Origin of the sequence: Mesorhizobium sp. M4A.F.Ca.ET.020.02.1.1, from assembly GCF_004022645.1 — a bacterium.
Taxonomy (GTDB): Bacteria; Pseudomonadota; Alphaproteobacteria; order Rhizobiales; family Rhizobiaceae; genus Mesorhizobium.
In genome coordinates this window covers 1-2,592 of sequence record NZ_RZOI01000796.1, presented here as the reverse complement: position 1 = coordinate 2,592, position 2,592 = coordinate 1, and the positions used below count along the sequence as shown (strand labels likewise).

Annotated in this window: 4 protein-coding genes; all 4 read right to left on the bottom strand. The window is 63.3% G+C overall.

Annotation, left to right across the window (positions count from 1 at the left end):
* Positions 1-12 precede the first annotated feature (12 nt).
* Positions 13-342 carry a hypothetical protein gene (locus tag EN742_RS31235; RefSeq protein ID WP_127406638.1) on the bottom strand — a complete coding sequence of 110 codons (330 nt, stop codon included), beginning with the start codon at positions 340-342 and terminating at the stop codon, positions 13-15.
* Positions 343-383: 41 nt separating this feature from the next.
* Complete coding sequence (locus EN742_RS31230; protein ID WP_126058597.1) at positions 384-1,544, bottom strand: hypothetical protein; 1,161 nt, start codon at positions 1,542-1,544, stop codon at positions 384-386.
* A 151-nt stretch (positions 1,545-1,695) separates the two neighbouring features.
* Positions 1,696-2,277 (bottom strand): DUF1134 domain-containing protein, encoded by a 582-nt coding sequence (locus EN742_RS31225; protein WP_126058596.1) that lies wholly within the window; start codon positions 2,275-2,277, stop codon positions 1,696-1,698.
* A gap of 123 nt (positions 2,278-2,400) precedes the next feature.
* On the bottom strand, positions 2,401-2,592 hold a 192-nt coding region (locus EN742_RS38830; RefSeq protein ID WP_210214500.1), incomplete at its 5' end, for a hypothetical protein.

Sequence of the window (2,592 nt, the reverse complement as noted above, 5' to 3'; positions counted from 1 at the left end):
GCTTCGACAGCCTCAATGTCGCGGCCGCATCGGCAATCGCGCTGCATCATTTTTCGCGCGGCTGACATCGCCTATGAGAGACGTGGTCGAAGACTGATCTGGTTTCGGAACGATGCGCGTCGTGCCGATCTCACTCGGGGCGGCCTCGATCCTGAAGACCTCCATGTCGTCTGCCAGCGGCACTGGAGCGCCGGTTGCCCTCGATCGCGCATCGCAGGCCATTTCGGTGATACCCCACAGCGACGTCGCGACATCCAACAGCGCAGAAAGCAGCGGATAAAAGAGCCAGAGAGCGAGCAGGAAAATCGCGGCGACCGCACGGAGGATCATGGCATCAGACATGGTGATGCCCGGCCCTGGGTGCAAGCAGGTGGCGGTGCGCGCTACCTTCCGTTCGGCGAATGCGCCTTTTGCAGCGCCCGCACACGATCGGCAAGGCTGGTGACGCGTTCCCCATTCGCCGGTCGGCCTTCACGCGGCGGAGAGGCGAGCGCCTTGGCGATCGGCGAATCCGGTCCATCCAGCTTCATCGTCAGGTTGACGACCTCGGCGGCCAGTTCGTTCATCTGGTCGCGCAAGGCAGCACTTGCGTTGCGTGCATCATTGCCCGCACCGGACTTCGATGTTTCCCGGGCGGCAAGGTCAGTCTTGAGCCGCTTGTTCTCGCGCGCCAGTGTCGTCAGCCGCGCCTCCAGCCGCTCGCGATCGCCATCAAGCCTGGCGATCGCCTTGTCGATGTCGTTGCCGGTAACGTCGACCGTCAACGCCGCGGCAGCAGGCCCTGCGGCCTCGCCCTTCGCCCGCTCGCGATGCCGTAGCAGTTCCTTCTCGCGGCGGTCGAGCTTCTCCTCGCGATCGGCAAGCGTGGCGAGCAGCCGCTCGACCTTCTTGTCCAGTTCGCCGGTTCTTTTCTTTTCCGCCTTCAGGGCCTCGCGCGCGGCCTTGCTTTCGGCCGTCGTCTCCTGGTTGCGCCTGTCCGCTTCCTTGCGCTGGGCGCGCAGCATGGCGATGTCGTTGGCGAGCTTGTCCAGCTCGGATTCGCGTGCCACCAGCTCGATCTGGCGGTTGCTCGAGGCGAAGCTGGCATCGTCGTACATGTGCTCCAGCTTTTCCAGCTCGAGCGCGCGCTTCTCCAGCATGCGCTCCATATGCGCCAGTTTCTCGGACAGTTGGTGCAACTGCTGCTCGCGCTGGTGCAGTTCCCCGGTCCTCGCCTCGAGGTCGGAAAGCGCCTGGTTCTTGTCCTTCCGCTCGACCGCCAACCCCTTAAGCGCCTCGCGGCCGCGGCCGATCTCGACCAACTGCTCGGCGGCTTTTTCCTGCAGGGCCTTGACCATCATCTCCAGCCGTCGCGTCGACATCGCGAACTCGGCCCTGACCTGATCCTTGTCTGCCTGGATTTCGGCCAGCGTCAGCGGCATCGAAGCCTCGAGCCGCCGGCGCGTCAGCGCGACCGCCCGGCGCCAGATGGCCGGAGCGACAAGCAGCGCCAGGAAGCCGGCGCAAAGAAAGCCGAGGGCGAAAAACAGGATCGACTGGACCAAGGTGACTATCCGCTATGGATGGCGGCAACCGCCAAAGCTCGACTTTGCCACCTTGGCATGACGGAAATCCAGCGCCGCGGCAAGAGCATGCCGCGGCAAGACCTGCAACAGGCCGAAGCACTGATGTCGGATTGGCGCGGCCATGAGCTTGTCAGAACGGGTTCCAGGTCGGCCGCTGCGTAAGTTTCAGATAGCCGAGATTGACGCCGAGCCTGGCGCCGACGCCGGTCCGGATCGGAACGAGCAGGACCCTGTTGTTCTGCAGCACGTTGAAGCCGACGCCCGCCACGACATAGGCGGAGCCGGCAACGCCGCCGAACCGGTTATAGAGATTGCCTATGTCGTCGAGGTTGTAGACAAGCATCATGACGCGCGACCCCTCGCCGCCGAAGTCCCAGCCGAGCGAAGGGCCTTGCCAGAACACCTTATGGTCGCCGGCATTCTTGGTGTAGAGGGTGCCCTCGCCATAGGTCAGGCCGCCGATCAGCGCGCCGGACCCTTCCTCGCCGAGCAGGTAACCGTTCGGTAGGCCGTAGGACGCAAAAATCTTCTCGACGACCGTGGCCAGGCCGCCAGAGGTCGCGCCGAAGAACTTGTGGCCGGAATCGACGATCTCCTGAGCGGTATATTCCTGGGCCCGCAGCGCGGAGGTTGAGAAGGCGAGAACGCTGAAGAAGGCAATCGCCATGGAAATGACGCGGAAAAGATTCCGGTCGTAGTATCGGGAAAACATGCTTCCAATCTCCGTCAGGGAGCACTTTCGCCGACGCCTCGCACCCCCTCCGGCTCTTGGCGGCCGCTTGAGGTGACTTTCACGGGCAAACTATGCCGTAATCCTTTTTCAACCATTAAACTCTCACATGAAGATGGCGGTTCGAAGGCCGGGAAGCCCCGCCTCCGGCCACGAGTCGCTGCGCCGGCCCGGCATTTCTGCGCGAAAGCACCATTTTCGCCGCCGACAATTTTGGATTTGTTGCTGCACGCACAGGCGCTGTGTATTCAGAGTGCCCAGGGAGAGCGCGTGATTCGTGTTGGCGGAGCGCGACGA